The sequence below is a fragment of the Kitasatospora sp. NPDC059571 genome (genome assembly GCF_042735675.1).
GTDB lineage: Bacteria > Actinomycetota > Actinomycetes > Streptomycetales > Streptomycetaceae > Kitasatospora.
Genome location: NZ_JBHWBW010000180.1, coordinates 1 through 14,076, shown reverse-complemented (window position 1 = coordinate 14,076; position 14,076 = coordinate 1). Strand labels below are relative to the sequence as shown.

Sequence of the window (14,076 nt, the reverse complement as noted above, 5' to 3'; positions counted from 1 at the left end):
CGGCCCCCCCCGGTCCCCGGGGCCCCGGCCGCCCAACTCGGCGCCGGGCCCGGGAGACGCGTCAACAAACCCGGGCACCGCCCGTGCACCCGGCCGGGCCTGCTGAGATCATGATCCGATCGAGAGGGCCATCGGCAGGGAGTGCGGGACTTGGCTGCGGATCCACGGACCGGATCGGGCTCAGCCATGCCCGACGACGAGGCCAGCCGGCTCTACCTGGAGATCCTGGCCGAGGGCGGCCGCATCCCGCAGAGCGCCGTACCGCCGGACCGCCGGGCCTCCATCGACCTCCTGCTCGACGTCGGGCTGGTCATGCCCAACCACCTGGACGGCTGGTACACCGCCGTCAGCCCGCGCGCCGTCGCTGAGCGGTTCAGCGCCGAGATGCGGACCGAGGCCACCAGGCTCCTGCTGCGGGCCGAGGGACTGCCCGCCGAGCTCGACGCCCTGACCCGCGCCTACGAGGCCCTGCCGCGCCGGTCGGACCGTCCCGGCGAGGCCGCCTACGTCGACGGGAACGAGGCCATCCGGCACCGGATCGCCCAGCTGGTCTCCGAGAGCGAACGGGAGATCCTCTCCACCCAGCCGGGCAGCCGTCCCGCCCCCGCCCTCGCCCTCGCCCGCACCCAGGACCTGCTGCTGCTGGAGCGCGGCGGCACCCTGCGCACGCTCTACCAGCCGATCACCCTCGGCGAACCCATGGCCGTCGACTACGCCACGACCGTCACCTCGCACGGCGGGGCCGTCCGGGTCCTCGACGAGCCGTTCCAGCGCATGATCATCATCGACCGCTCGGTGGCGGTGGTGCCGGTCGCCGCGGACGCCGGCCGGGCCGCGTTCATCACCGACCCCGCGACCCTCTCCTTCCTGGTCGCCGGCTTCGAACGCGACTGGCTCCGGGCGGACGTCGTGCAGTGGCACGAGATCACCGCCCCCGCCGCCCCCGCCACCGCCGCCGACCGGGTCGGCCGGCTGCTCGCCCAGGGGCTCACCCAGCGCGCCGTCGCCAGCCGCCTCGGCCTGAGCGAGCGGACGGTGGCCGGCCACATCTCCCGGCTGCGCGACCGGTACGGCGCCCAGACGCTCTTCCAGCTCGGATGGCTGATGCGGGGCAGCCGGTCGGACTGATCGCGCACGCCCGGGTGTGACATGTCGGCCGCACAGGCGCTCTCTTAAGAGGGGGCACGGACAGGAGTGGTGGTGGTGGAGATGGCGGAGCAGCCCGCGGGAGCGCTCCCGAACGACGAGGAGCAAGCCGTCTACCGGACCATCCTCGACCAGGGCGGCCGGGTGACGTTCCGGGAGGCGGTGGAGGAGAACGCCGGGGCGGTCCTGCGGCTCCTGCAGCTCGGCCTGCTGATCCACCACACCGCGGACGCCTCGCTCACCGCGGTCAACCCGCGGACGGCGAGCGAACGGATCAGCGCCCGGCTGCGCACCGAGGGCGCCCGCATGATCGCCCAGGCCGAGGAGGTGCCGGCGCTCCTGGAGGAGCTGACGGACGCCTACGACGCCGCCCCCCGGCGGGTCGACCGCCGCGGGGAGGTGCAGCACGTCGACGACGCCCAGCAGATCCGCCACCGGGTGGTCCAGCTGGAGGTCGACGTCAAGGAGGAGGGCCTCGCGCTGCAGCCCGGCGGGGCCCGGCCGGCCCGCAGCCTGGCCGAGGGCCTGCCGCGGACGCGGGAGATGCTCGCCCGGGGAGCGGCGATCCGCACGATCTACCACCCGGGCGCCCGCACGGACGAGGCGACGGCGGCCTACGCGGCCACCGTGACCGCGCTCGGCGGGCGCTTCCGGGTCCTGGCCGAGCCGTTCACCCGGATGCTGGTCTTCGACCGCAGGGTGGCGGTGATCCCGGCCTCCGCCGACCTCTCCAGCGCGGCCTTCGTCGAGGACCCGGCCGTGGTCGGCTTCCTGGTCGGCGTGTTCGAGCGCTGCTGGGAGCGGGCCGAGCACGTCTCGTGGGGAGCGGTCCACCAGGAGGAGGGCGAGGGCGTCCCGGTGCACGAGCAGGTGGGCCGGCTGCTGGCGCAGGGGCTCACCCAGCGGACGGTCGCCGGACGGCTGGCGCTCAGCGAGCGCACGGTGGCGGGCCACATCGCGCGGCTGCGCGAGCTCTACGACGCCGAGACGCTCTTCCAGCTCGGCTGGCGGATGCGCGGCGGCGACGGCTCCGATGGCTCCGATGGCTGAACCCGACGGGCTGCCCACGGCGGCCGAGCGGGCGGTCTACCGGGCCGTGGCGGCGGAGGGCGGCCGGGTGCTGCTCCGGGACGTGCCGGAGCCGGACCTGCCGGCGGTGCTGCGGCTGATCTCGCTCGGCCTGCTGGTGCACAACGCCGAGGAGTCCTCGGTCTCCGCGGTCAATCCGCGGGCGGCCGCCGGCCGGATCCAGGCCGGGCTGCGCTCGGCCGGCGCCCGGCTGCTGGAGCGGGCGGAGGACGTCCCCGCGGAGCTGGAGCAGCTGGCCGGGGCCTGGGAGGCGGCACCGCGCCGGGCGGACCGGCTCGGCCGGGTACGGCACGTCGACGGCAAGGAGGAGATCCGGCACCGCCTGCTGCAGATCGAGGCGGACAACCGCTTCGAGCGGCTCGCGGCACAGCCGGGGCTGCGGCCGGCGAACCACCTGGCCGAGGGCGCCGCACGGACCCGCGCCTTCGTTGCGCAGGGCGGCGTGATGAAGGTCCTCTACGACCCGGCCGTCCGGGACGAGCCGAGCACGGTGGCGTACGCCGCGGAGGCCACCGGGTGGGGCCTGCGGATCCGGGTCCTGGCCGAACCGTTCACCCGCATGCTGATCTACGACCGCGCGGTGGCGGTCATCCCGGCCTCGGCGGACAACGGCAGCGCGGCATTCGTCGAGGACCCGGCGGCGGTCGCGTTCCTGGTCGGCGTGTTCGAGCGCGACTGGGAGCGGGCCGAGCGGGTCCGGTGGCGGACCGTCCACCAGGAGGAGGGCGAGGGTGTCCCGGTGCACGAGCAGGTGGGCCGTTTGCTGGCGCAGGGGCTCACCCAGCGGACGGTCGCGGGCCGCCTGGCGCTCAGCGAGCGCACGGTGGCCGGCCACATCGCGCGGCTGCGCGAACTGTACGACGCCGAGACGCTCTTCCAGCTCGGCTGGCAGATGCGCGGCGCCCGAGGAGGGAGTGAGTCCTGACGGGCGGTCAGCCGGTGGCGATCTCCGGCGACCAGTAGCCGAAGGAGTCGCCCTTCGACTGCCGGGGGACGGGGAACTGCTCGCCCGGCGCCGTCCAGAAGCCCTCGCGCAGCGACAGGGCCATGCCGGCCCAGTCCAGCGCGGTCTCCACGGTGTGCTGGAGGGCGTCCTGGGACCAGGTGTCGTCGAAGACCAGCGGCAGCACCGGGGCAACCTGCTCGATCGTCGCGATCAGCGGGTTGTGCGTGATTGCCTCGTCCACCAGCAGCACGATCGGCTTGCGCAGCGCGGACGCCCAGCCGAGCTCCAGGCTCACGCCCGCCGACAGCGGCGCGCCGACGTAGGCGAAGACCAGGTCGGAGGTCTGCAGGGCCCGGAAGTCGGACGGCACCCGGGGCTCGGGGGCGCGGCCGGCCACCGTCCAGGCGTCGCTGTGGTGCGCGCTGTACACGGCGGCGCCGCTGCGCAGCAGCGTCGAGCGCAGGGTGGTCAGCCGGGTGCGGCTGGCCAGTGTCACCACGCTGTCGGCCGGGCCGGTGAGCCGCATCAGCGGCGCGGCAAGGAAGACCCGTGCGCGCCGGCCCTCGGGGGTCTGGGCGGTGCGGTGGCGCAGGTAGGGCTCACTCATGACAACTCCGGGGACGGAGGCCTGCCGAGGGGAAGGGGACGACAGGCCTACGGATGATGGCTGCTCATGCTCAGGATGGTGGTTCATCCTCACGTTGCCCTCGAAATTGAAAGTACATCGGCAAGTGTGGTGACTATGCCAGATCATCGAGAGCGAACTGATCGTCCATCGGTACGCGTTGTCCCGTCCAGGTTCCCGAGGTGTCATCTCGATGCCTGGCAGGGAGATGACGCACCTGCCGGGGCTGCCACACAGTGACATGGCAGCGCATTGTGCGGCATCATGTGAGCGATTGTTCCAGCAATGGTGATTAGTTCGACTGGCGAAACCTCAGGAAGGGGAGGGCGCATGTCTGGCATGTTCCGGTTTGTCCGAAAGGCTGTGCTTCCGTTGGCTCTTGGTGGGGCCGCGCTGGCGACGATGTGGTTCGGTGGTGTCGGTGGGGCGCAGGTGCACCAGACGGCCGCACCGAGCCCGAGTGTCGTGACCGCGACCCTGACCGCCAACGACCTCAGCTGGACCTGATTGCGCGGTATGGCCGGGTGGCGCCCGGACGAGGGGACCGAGCCTTCTGCTGCCGAGCTCGCGCGGAGGTGCCGGTAGCGCCACTGGTCAGGACGCGGGCCGGCTAGTGGTGCCCGTCCGACGACCGTGCCAGGACGTAGCCGAGTTGGAAGAGTGAGTCGACGTTGTAGTCCTCCCTCATCTCGGCGATGTGTCGCGCCAGGGTGCGCTCGCTGATGCCCAGCCGCCTGGCGATCACGCGGTGGTTGGTCCCCGCCAGCAGCAACTCGATGATCGTCTGGCGCAGTCTGGACACCACCTGTTGCGGGACGGTGCGTTCACCGTCGAATTCCAGGGCCCGCGCCCAATTGCGCTCGAAAACCTCTTCCGTCATGTACGCGATGACGGCGGGATCGTGAATGAATGCCGCCAGGCTCATGTCCTCCGCGACCGGTATGACGGCTATTTTCCGATCGATGACGATCAATCGCGTGTACGGCTCGTCGAGGGTCCTGAACTGCCCGCCCGCCGCCGCCAGGGTCGACACGTAATCCCTGGTCGGTTGGTGGTACCGGGTACTCGCGTGGTAGACGGTCCGCATGATCGTCCCGCGCCGCAGGGTGTCCAGGTCCCTTTCTATGGTGCCGGCCAGTACGTCGGGCGGACGCGGCCCCCCGGGCTGCAGCGCGAGCGCCTCCTCCATTCCCGAGGCGATGATCTGCTGCAGCCGTTGATTGATGAGCACTTTCCCGCGCACATACTCGATCGATCCCCCGGCCTGCTCCGGGGTGTGGAATGCGTCGGCCAGTTCCTGGAGTTCCGCGGGGAGGGTGACGGCCCGCGACAGCAGGTCGAGCGCCTGGCGCTGCCAGGCCGAGCTCAGGCCCGCGGCGAGCTGGGCGGGATCCACCGCGACGAGCACGTCGTGGTCGTCGGTGTCCGGCACCAGGAGGCCCATGGCGAGCAGTTCCCGCAGCGGGCCGTCCTCGGTGTCCGCGTCGCCGGGAGCGAGCCGTCCGTTGTTCTTCACCACGTGGAGGTACAGCTCCCGGGCGTCCGCGGACAGAACGCCGGCCCCGCCCGGGGTGAGACCGGGCTGCTCTCGCCCACTCATGTACGGCTCCTTGTGTCCGGATGGACGGCGGCGGAGGTGGATCGGTCGCGCCTTACCCTGGATCTTAGGCGGCCCGGACCGCGTCCTGCGGTGGCTTTGCCGATGGTCCGCGGCCCGGGGCCGGAGTTGAACTCTCTCACCAACGCAGAGCCGCCGGCACCCCCCGAGCGGAGGGAACCGGCGGCTGAGCTGCTGCGGTGCGGTTGTCAGCGCTTGGGCCGCCACACCACCAGGGCGCTGGACTGCTGGACCTGCTGGTACGGGACCAGGTCGCGGCGGTAGGAGGCGTGCACGGCGGCCTCGCGCTGCTGGAGGGCGGCGGCGGCGCCGTCCAGGGCGTCGGCCAGTTCGGCGATCCGCGACTGCAGGGCGGTGACCTGGTTCTCCAGCTCGATGATCCGCTTGATGCCGGCCAGGTTGATGCCCTCGTCCTGGGACAGGCGCTGGACCTCCCGCAGCTGCTGGATGTCGCGGGCCGAGTACCGCCGGCCGCGGCCGGCGGTGCGGTCCGGGCAGACCAGGCCGAGCCGGTCGTACTGCCGCAGGGTCTGCGGGTGCAGGCCCGAGAGCTCGGCGGCGACCGAGATCACGTAGACCGGGGTCTCCTCGGTCAGCTGGTACGGGTTGCCGCGGGTGCCCGACGGGCGGCGCCCGGGGCCGCCGGGGAGTCCTTCGCCCAGGCCCGGGCCGATCGGGCTGTCGGGGGTCGTCATCGGGTCACGCTCCCTCCGCCGCCTTGAACAGGGCGGCTCGCGGGTCGTCCGAGGCGGTGGCCTCGCGGTACTGCTCCAGTGCGCTCAGCGCGTCGCCGGTGACGTGCTTGGGGACGACGACCTCGACGGTGACCAGCAGGTCGCCGCGGGTCCCGTCCTTGCGGGTGGCGCCCTTGCCGCGCGCTCGCAGGGTCAGGCCGTTGGCGCTGCCGGCCGGCAGTTTGAGCTTCACCGTGGGGCCGTTCAGGGTGGGCACCTCGATGGTCCCGCCCAACGCGGCCTCGGGGAAGGTGACCGGCACGGTCACCGTGAGGTTGTCGGCCTTGCGGCCGAAGACGGGGTGGTCGTCCACGTGCACGGTGACGTAGAGGTCGCCGGGCTGGCCGCCGCGCTCGCCCTGGGCGCCCTTGCCCTTGAGCCGGATCCGCTGGCTGTCCTGGACGCCCGCCGGGATGCGCACCTGCATGGTGCGGGCGGAGGAGGCGCGGCCGCTGCCGTGGCAGACCGTGCAGGGGTCGTCGACGAGCATGCCGCGGCCCTTGCAGTCCCGGCACGGCTCGGAGAGCGCGAACGCGCCCTGGCCGCGGCTGACGGTGCCGGCGCCGACGCAGGTCGGGCAGACCCGCGGCGTGGTGCCGGACTTGGCGCCGGTGCCGGCGCAGGTCCGGCACGGGGCCTGGCTGGTCATCCGCAGCGGCACGGTGGCGCCGTCCACGGCCTCCACGAAGCTGAGCGTGACCTCGGTCTCGACGTCGGCGCCGCGCCGCGGCTGGGCCTGCCGGCCGCCGCGGTTGAACAGTCCGCCGAAGACGTCCCCGATGCCGCCGCCCCCGCCGCCCGCGCCGGAGCCGGAGAAGAGGTCGCCGAAGTCGAAGTTGTAGGTGCCGCCGCCGGGCCCGCCGGCCCGGAAGCCGCCGTTGCCGAAGAGGCTGCGGGCCTCGTCGTACTCCTTGCGGCGCTTCTCGTCCGAGAGGACGTCATACGCCTCGGAGATGTCCTTGAACCGCTCCTCCGCCTTCGCGTCCCCCTTGTTGGCGTCGGGGTGGAACTCGCGGGCGAGCTTGCGGTAGGTCTTCTTGATCTCGGCTGCGGTGGCGTCCTTGGGCACGCCGAGGACCTTGTAGTAGTCCTTCTCCACATAGTCCTTGGTGCTCATGGCTGCCGCCACCTCCCGAAATGTGTCTGCACGGCGCTGCGGAGTCGTACCCGACGTGGTCGGCCACGACTCCGCATCGCACAGATTGTCAGCTGTCCGCCGCGCCGTCACCCTTGTCGGACTCCGCCTTGTCGGCGGCGTCCGGGGCGGACGTGGTCTGGGTGCCCGGCTGGGGCTCCGCGACCGCGACCATCGCCGGGCGGATGATCCGCTCGCCGATCCGGTAGCCCGGCTGGAGGATCTGCACACAGGTGTCCTCGGTGACGTCCGAGGAGTAGCTGTGCATCAGCGCCTCGTGCAGCGTCGGGTCGAAGGGCTCGCCCTCCTTGCCGAACTGCTGCAGGCCCAGCTTGGCGACCACGGTCTCCAGCGACTCGGCGACCGACTTGAAGCCGCCGGTGACCTCGCCGTGCTCACGGGCCCGGCCGATGTCGTCCAGGACGGGGATCAGCGACTCCAGGATGTTGGAGACGGCGATCTCGCGGACGGTCAGGCGGTCCCGCTCGACGCGCTTGCGGTAGTTCTGGTACTCGGCCTGGAGCCGCTGCAGGTCCGCGGTGCGCTCGCTCGCCTCGCGCTTGGCGGCGGCCAGCTCGTCGGCGCCGCCGCCGGCGACGGCCTCCTCGGCCGCCTTGAGGACGGCCTCCTCCGCGGAGTCGTCGCCGGGCGTGCCGCCCTGCGCCTTCTCCGTCATGCGGCACCGCCCTTGGGCTTCTCGTCGTCGATGATCTCGGCGTCGACCACGTCGTCGCCCTCGGGGGCGGCACCCGTGGCACCGGCCGCACCGGCACCGGCGGCGTCGGCCTGCGCGTAGAGCGCGGCGCCGAGCTTCTGGGCGGTGGTGGAGACCTTCTCGGTCGCCTCGCGGATCGCGGCGATGTCCTCGCCCTTCAGGGCCTCCTTGAGCTCGCCGATCGCGGTCTCGACCTCGGTCTTGACGTCGGCGGGGAGCTTGTCGGCGTTGTCCGCGATGAACTTCTCGGTCGAGTAGACGAGCTGCTCGCCCTGGTTGCGGGTCTCCACGGCCTCGCGGCGCTTGTGGTCCTCCTCCGCGTACTGCTCGGCCTCGCGGCGCATGCGGTCGACCTCGTCCTTGGGCAGCGAGGAGCCGCCGGTGACGGTCATCCGCTGCTCCTTGCCGGTGCCGAGGTCCTTCGCGCCCACGTGCATGATGCCGTTGGCGTCGATGTCGAAGGTGACCTCGATCTGCGGCAGACCGCGCGGCGCCGGCGGCAGGCCGGTCAGCTCGAACATGCCGAGCTTCTTGTTGTACGCCGCGATCTCGCGCTCGCCCTGGTAGACCTGGATCTGCACCGACGGCTGGTTGTCCTCGGCCGTGGTGAAGATCTCCGAGCGCTTGGTCGGGATCGTGGTGTTGCGCTCGATCAGCTTGGTCATGATGCCGCCCTTGGTCTCGATGCCGAGGGACAGCGGGGTGACGTCGAGCAGCAGGACGTCCTTGACCTCGCCCTTGAGGACACCGGCCTGCAGGGCGGCGCCGATGGCGACGACCTCGTCCGGGTTCACGCCCTTGTTGGCGTCCTGGCCGCCGGTCAGCTCCTTGACGAGCTCGGCGACGGCCGGCATGCGGGTCGAGCCGCCGACCAGGACCACGTGGTCGATCTCGGACAGCTGGATGCCGGCGTCCTTGATGACGTTGTGGAACGGGTGCTTGCAGCGGTCCAGCAGGTCCGCGGTCAGCTGCTGGAACTGGGCCCGGGTGAGCTTCTCGTCCAGGTGCAGCGGGCCCTCGGCGGAGGCCGTGATGTAGGGCAGGTTGATCGAGGTCTCGGAGGACGAGGACAGCTCGATCTTGGCCTTCTCGGCCGCCTCGCGGAGGCGCTGGAGGGCCATCTTGTCCTTGGACAGGTCGACGCCGTGACCGGACTGGAAGACCTTGACCAGGTGGTCGACGACGCGCTGGTCCCAGTCGTCGCCGCCGAGGTGGTTGTCGCCGTTGGTGGCCTTCACCTCGACGACGCCGTCGCCGATCTCCAGCAGCGAGACGTCGAAGGTGCCGCCACCGAGGTCGAAGACCAGGATGGTCTGGTCGTCCTTGTCGAGGCCGTACGCCAGGGCGGCGGCGGTCGGCTCGTTGACGATGCGCAGGACGTTCAGGCCCGCGATCTCGCCGGCCTCCTTGGTCGCCTGGCGCTCGGAGTCGTTGAAGTACGCCGGGACGGTGATGACCGCGTCGGTCACCGTCTCGCCCAGGTATGCCTCGGCGTCCCGCTTGAGCTTCTGCAGGATGAAGGCGGAGATCTGCTGGGGGTTGAAGTCCTTGCCGTCCAGGTTGATCTTCCAGTCGGTGCCCATGTGGCGCTTGACCGACCGGATGGTCCTGTCGACGTTGGTCACCGCCTGGCGCTTGGCGACCTCGCCCACCAGGACCTCGCCGTTCTTGGCGAAGGCGACGACGGACGGCGTGGTCCGAGCGCCCTCGGCGTTGGTGATGACCGTGGGCTCACCGCCCTCAAGAACACTCACGACAGAGTTCGTCGTACCGAGGTCGATGCCGACCGCGCGTGCCATCGTAGATACCTCCACGGAGAAGTTGAGTGGTACGCGCTCAAGCATGCACGACCGATCGGGGACCGTCAACAGCTATGAGTCCGTGTCGCTCAACTTTGCTGCGCGCATGTCGTGCGGGGTTGTGCGGGGCCAAAGGGGTGAGTATGTGCTTAGTGACTCCCGCCATACCTTGAGCATCTTCTTCATCGGTGCTACGGAGCGGTAATGTCCGGCGCGTCGGGTCAGTAAGTTACTGACCGGTACACTCGGGGGGATCCCCTGTCCTCGAACGAGCCGCTGGAGACGGAGAGCCGATGCAGCTAGCAGCGATCGTCATCTCGCTGGTCACCACTGTGATCGGCACCGCGCTCGCCGCCCGTGCGGCCGCGTACATCTACAAGGTGGTGACGACCGGCCAGCCGGACGCCACCCGGACCGGGCAGCCCGCGCAGCGGGTGAAGACCGTCGCGGTCGAGTTCCTCGGCCACACCCGGATGAACCGCTGGGGCGTCGTCGGCGTCGCGCACTGGTTCGTCGCGGTCGGCTTCTTCTCGCTCGTGCTGACCCTGGTCAACGCGTTCGGCCAGCTCTTCGACGCCGACTTCGTGCTGCCGGTGATCGGCGACTGGCTGCCGTTCGAGGTCTTCACCGAGCTCATCGGCACCCTGACCACGCTGGGCATCCTCACCCTCATCGTGATCCGGCTGCTCAGCCTGCCCTCCCGCTCGGGCCGCAAGTCCCGCTTCGCCGGCTCGATCGCCTGGCAGGCCTTCTACGTCGAGTACACGATCCTCGGCATCGGCCTGTGCATCATGATCCTGCGCGGCCTGGAGGGCGCCCTGCAGGGCGTCGAGTCGTACGACCCGGCCTACCTGATCTCGTACCCGCTGGTCGCCGCCTTCTCCGGCCTCGCCCACGGCACGCTGGTCAACCTGGTCTACATCTTCGCGATGCTGAAGATCTGCATCTCCTTCGCGTGGGCGATCACCATCGGCATCAACCCGTCGATGGGCGTCGCCTGGCACCGCTTCCTGGCCTTCTTCAACATCTTCTTCAAGCGCGAGGAGGACGGTGGCACCGCGCTCGGCGCGCTGCGGCCGATGACCAGCGGTGGTGCGCCGATCGATTTCGAGGACCCGGCCGACGATGCCGTGTTCGGTGTCTCCCAGGTCGAGCACTTCTCCTGGAAGGGCATCCTCGACTTCTCCACCTGCACCGAGTGCGGCCGCTGCCAGTCGCAGTGCCCGGCGTGGAACACCGGCAAGCCGCTCTCGCCGAAGCTGCTCATCATGAGCCTGCGCGAGCACGCCTTCGCCAAGGCCCCGTACCTGCTCGCCGGCGGCGGCAAGTCCATGGAGGGCGAGGAGCGGGCCACCGCGGAGCAGCTCGCCGGTGTGAGCGCCGAGGCGCTGGCCGAGGCCGAGCGTCCGCTGATCGGCACCGTCGAGGAGGGCGGTGTCATCGACCCCGACGTGCTGTGGTCCTGCACGACCTGTGGTGCCTGCGTCGAGCAGTGCCCGGTCGACATCGAGCACATCGACCACATCGTCGACATGCGCCGCTACCAGGTCATGATCGAGAGCTCCTTCCCGACCGAGGCCGGGACGATGCTCAAGAACCTGGAGAACAAGGGCAACCCGTGGGGCATGGCCACCAAGGCCCGCCTCGACTGGGTCAAGGAGCTCAAGAAGGAGACCGGCATCGAGGTGCCGGTGATCGGTGAGGACATCGACCCCGCCGAGGTCGAGTACCTGTACTGGGTCGGCTGCGCCGGCGCCCTGGAAGACCGGGCGAAGAAGACCACCAAGGCCTTCGCGGAGCTGCTGCACACCGCGGGCGTGCGGTTCGCGATCCTCGGCAAGGAGGAGTCCTGCACCGGCGACTCCGCCCGCCGCCTGGGTAACGAGTTCCTGTTCCAGATGCTCGGCGCGCAGAACGTCGAGACGCTGAACACCGCGCTGGAGGACGCCCCCGTCAAGCGGATCGTGGCGACCTGCCCGCACTGCTTCAACACCATCGCCAACGAGTACCCGCAGCTCGGCGGGCACTTCGAGGTCATCCACCACACCCAGCTGCTGCAGCACCTCATCGACGAGGGCAAGCTCGTCCCGGTCAACCCCGTCGAGGGTCTGATCACCTACCACGACCCGTGCTACCTGGGCCGCCACAACAAGGTGTACAGCCCGCCGCGCGAGATCATGGACAAGGTCCCGGGCCTGCGCCAGCAGGAGATGCACCGTCACAAGGAGCGCGGCTTCTGCTGCGGCGCCGGCGGCGCGCGGATGTGGATGGAGGAGCGCATCGGCAAGCGGATCAACACCGAGCGCGTGGACGAGGCGCTGTCCCTCAACCCGGACATCGTCTCCACCGCCTGCCCGTTCTGCCTCGTCATGCTCTCCGACTCGGTCAACGGCAAGAAGAACGAGGGCGCGGCCAAGGAGCACCTGAAGGTCGTCGACGTGGCCCAGCTGCTGCTCGACTCCGTCAAGGCCCAGCCGGTCGAGCCCGAGCCCGAGACCGTCCAGGCCTGACCCGGCGACAGCCGAGCCGGCCCCCCACCCCCCCCCCGGGGGGGGGGGCGGGGGGGGGCCGCGCCCGCCCCCCCCCCCCCCCCCCAGAGGGGCGGGGGGTGCGGGCCCCAGGAGCACCCCGCCGAGCCACCCCCCCCGGCCCCGCCCCCGGGCGGCCCCGCGCCCCCGCCCCCCCGCCCCCGGGGGGGGGGGCGGCGCCCCCGGCGTCGTCGCCGAAGCGCACCGCCGCAACGTCCCCAGGGGCCGTTCGGGCGCGCCCGATTGTCACAGCCTCGGTACAACCCGCCCGGTTGCCGCGCGGCCCGCCCGGGTGGGCCGGCAGGCGGCCGCGCGACACCGTCCCCGGTCGCCGGGAGCGCCGGCGGGCCGGGGCCCCCGACTGTGCACCGCGACAACCCGAGGCTGCCGCGCGGAGCGCGCTTCGGGAGGAAATACAGTAGGCGCTGGACGCGCCGCCTGCGGGTCTGCTGGAGAACGGCCGGAGCAGTCCGGGAGCCAGCCAAGAACGTCGCACGAGACATCCGGCTGCCCGTCAGAGGCCGCCCGACCGGAACTAGGGGAGAAGCTCACACCATGACCCAAGCGATCATGCTGGTCGGTGGCAAGGGCACCCGGCTGCGCCCACTGACCACCCACACCCCCAAGCCGATGCTGCCGGTCGCCGGTGTGCCGTTCATCGCGCACCAGCTCGCCCGCGCCGCCGCGGCCGGTGTCACCCGGGTCGTGCTGGCCACCTCGTACCTGGCCGAGGTCTTCGAGGACCACTTCAAGGACGGCAGCCCGTACGGCCTCGAACTGGTCTACCTCACCGAGAAGGAGCCGCTGGGCACCGGCGGCGCGATCCGCAACGCCGCCTCCGGCCTGACCTGCGGCCCCGACGAGCCGGTGCTGATCTTCAACGGCGACATCCTGTCCGGCCTGGACATCGCCGCCCTGCGGGACGGCCACGTCGCCGCCGGGGCCGATGTCACCCTGCACCTCACCCGGGTGGAGGACCCGCGCGCGTTCGGTCTCGTCCCGACCGACGAGAACGGCCGCGTCCTGGAGTTCCTGGAGAAGCCCGAGACCCCCGAGCAGATCGTGACCGACCAGGTCAACGCGGGCTGCTATGTGTTCACCCGGTCCGTGATCGACCGCATCCCGGCCGGCCGCGAGGTCTCCGTGGAGCGCGAGACCTTCCCCGAGCTGCTCGCCACCGGCGCCCACCTGCGCGGTGTCGTCGAGACCTCGTACTGGCTGGACCTCGGCACGCCCGGCGCCTTCGTCCGCGGCTCCGCCGACCTGGTGCTCGGCAAGGTCGACTCGCCGGCCGTGCCCGGCCCGACCGGCGAGGCCCTGCTGCTCCCCGGTGCCCAGGTCGACCCCGGCGCCGTGCTGAGCAGCGGCACGGTGGTCTCCGAGGGTGCCGAGATCGAGGCCGGCGCCATCGTCGAGGGCAGCGTCGTCCTCCCCGGCGCGGTGATCGGTGCCGACGCCTACGTGAAGGACTCGATCGTCGGCGCGTTCGCGGTGATCGGCGCCCGCTGCTCGCTTGACGGCGCGGTGATCGGCGACGGTGCCACCGTCGAGTCCGACAACGAGCTGCCGAGCGGCCTGCGGATCGCCTGCGGCACCCTGCTGCCGGTCGGCGCCGTCCGCACCAGCGCGGGCCCGGGCGGCTGCCCGGCCGGTGAGAGCGCCGCTGCGGCCGTGCACGGGCCCAAGGTCGGCGCCCAGCGCTGACCCCCGACCCCGCGCCCGACCCCCGGCCCGGCCGGGG

At 71.5% G+C, this 14,076-nt stretch carries 10 protein-coding genes and 1 pseudogene; 5 read left to right on the top strand and 6 right to left on the bottom strand.

Features of this window, described 5'->3' with window-relative positions; all coding sequences use genetic code 11:
- The first annotated feature begins 186 nt into the window (after window positions 1-186).
- The 3 genes from ACFV0G_RS20650 to ACFV0G_RS20640 all read left to right on the top strand — a co-directional run bounded on the left by ACFV0G_RS20650 (window position 187) and on the right by ACFV0G_RS20640 (window position 3,160).
- Entirely contained in the window at window positions 187-1,128 is a 942-nt protein-coding gene (locus ACFV0G_RS20650; RefSeq protein WP_380549582.1) for a LuxR C-terminal-related transcriptional regulator, read from the top strand.
- An 81-nt stretch (window positions 1,129-1,209) separates the two neighbouring features.
- Window positions 1,210-2,196: a LuxR family transcriptional regulator gene (locus ACFV0G_RS20645; protein WP_380549585.1), complete on the top strand. Its 987-nt coding sequence runs from the start codon at window positions 1,210-1,212 to the stop codon at window positions 2,194-2,196.
- A complete protein-coding gene (locus tag ACFV0G_RS20640; RefSeq protein WP_380549579.1) occupies window positions 2,189-3,160 on the top strand; it encodes a LuxR family transcriptional regulator in 972 nt (323 codons plus the stop codon). Before ACFV0G_RS20645 ends, ACFV0G_RS20640 begins: the two co-directional genes overlap by 8 nt.
- Before the next feature lie 7 nt (window positions 3,161-3,167).
- Here the strand turns inward: ACFV0G_RS20640 and ACFV0G_RS20635 are convergent, their stop codons facing one another.
- The 6 genes from ACFV0G_RS20635 to dnaK all read right to left on the bottom strand — a co-directional run bounded on the left by ACFV0G_RS20635 (window position 3,168) and on the right by dnaK (window position 9,807).
- Window positions 3,168-3,788 (bottom strand): hypothetical protein, encoded by a 621-nt coding sequence (locus ACFV0G_RS20635; protein WP_100889354.1) that lies wholly within the window; start codon window positions 3,786-3,788, stop codon window positions 3,168-3,170.
- Between the two features lie 628 nt (window positions 3,789-4,416).
- Window positions 4,417-5,406 (bottom strand): helix-turn-helix domain-containing protein, encoded by a 990-nt coding sequence (locus ACFV0G_RS20630; protein ID WP_380549576.1) that lies wholly within the window; start codon window positions 5,404-5,406, stop codon window positions 4,417-4,419.
- A 206-nt stretch (window positions 5,407-5,612) separates the two neighbouring features.
- Window positions 5,613-6,119 carry a heat shock protein transcriptional repressor HspR gene (locus tag ACFV0G_RS20625; protein ID WP_380549573.1) on the bottom strand — a complete coding sequence of 169 codons (507 nt, stop codon included), beginning with the start codon at window positions 6,117-6,119 and terminating at the stop codon, window positions 5,613-5,615.
- Window positions 6,120-6,123: 4 nt separating this feature from the next.
- Entirely contained in the window at window positions 6,124-7,275 is a 1,152-nt protein-coding gene (gene dnaJ / locus ACFV0G_RS20620; RefSeq protein ID WP_380549570.1) for a molecular chaperone DnaJ, read from the bottom strand.
- Window positions 7,276-7,363: 88 nt separating this feature from the next.
- A complete protein-coding gene (gene grpE, locus ACFV0G_RS20615) occupies window positions 7,364-7,969 on the bottom strand; it encodes a nucleotide exchange factor GrpE (RefSeq protein WP_380549567.1) in 606 nt (201 codons plus the stop codon).
- Window positions 7,966-9,807, bottom strand: a complete 1,842-nt coding sequence (gene dnaK / locus ACFV0G_RS20610; protein ID WP_380549564.1) for a molecular chaperone DnaK — start codon at window positions 9,805-9,807, stop codon at window positions 7,966-7,968. The genes grpE and dnaK overlap by 4 nt, the downstream gene beginning before the upstream one ends.
- Window positions 9,808-10,100: 293 nt before the next feature.
- On the opposite strand from dnaK, the gene ACFV0G_RS20605 reads away from it, so the two are divergent.
- Both ACFV0G_RS20605 and ACFV0G_RS20600 read left to right on the top strand, forming a co-directional pair.
- Window positions 10,101-12,317: a (Fe-S)-binding protein gene (locus ACFV0G_RS20605; protein WP_380549562.1), complete on the top strand. Its 2,217-nt coding sequence runs from the start codon at window positions 10,101-10,103 to the stop codon at window positions 12,315-12,317.
- Window positions 12,318-12,890: 573 nt separating this feature from the next.
- A pseudogene (locus ACFV0G_RS20600) lies at window positions 12,891-13,964 on the top strand (sugar phosphate nucleotidyltransferase); the annotation flags it as partial.
- Window positions 13,965-14,076 lie beyond the last annotated feature (112 nt).